Genomic DNA, 459 nt, shown 5'->3' on the forward strand with positions numbered 1-459 from the left:
CGTCACCAAGGCGCACCTGGCCCCCGCCGTCCTGGAGGCCGCCGCCTGGCAGCTGGGTCAGGGCGAGGACGAGACGCTCGCCGCAGACGTCGACCGCATCGTCGCCCTCGTGGCCGCGGCCCAGCAGGACGACGGCTACCTCAACACGTGGTTCCAGCTCCGCAAGGGCGGTGAGCGGTACCAGGAGCTGCGCTGGAGTCACGAGCTGTACTGCGCCGGACATCTGATCCAGGCCGCGGTGGCCCACCACCGGACCACCGGCCGCGCCGAACTGCTGGATGTGGCACGCAAGTTCGCCGATCACGTCGACTCGGTCTTCGGACCGCCGGACAGCGGCAGGCCCATCGACGGCGTCGACGGCCACCCCGAGATCGAGACCGCCCTCGTGGAGCTGTACCGGGAGACCGGCGAGCGGCGCTACCTGGAGCTGGCCGGCTACTTCGTCGACCGGTTCGGACA

General features: G+C 71.0%; 1 protein-coding gene. It reads left to right on the forward strand.

What is annotated here, in order from left to right:
• Window positions 1-459: beta-L-arabinofuranosidase domain-containing protein (locus IF54_RS0138965; RefSeq protein WP_030327503.1), on the forward strand; the 459-nt coding region annotated here is incomplete at both ends.

Origin of the sequence: Streptomyces sp. NRRL B-3229, from assembly GCF_000719505.1 — a bacterium.
GTDB classification, from domain to species: Bacteria; Actinomycetota; Actinomycetes; order Streptomycetales; family Streptomycetaceae; genus Streptomyces; species Streptomyces griseorubiginosus.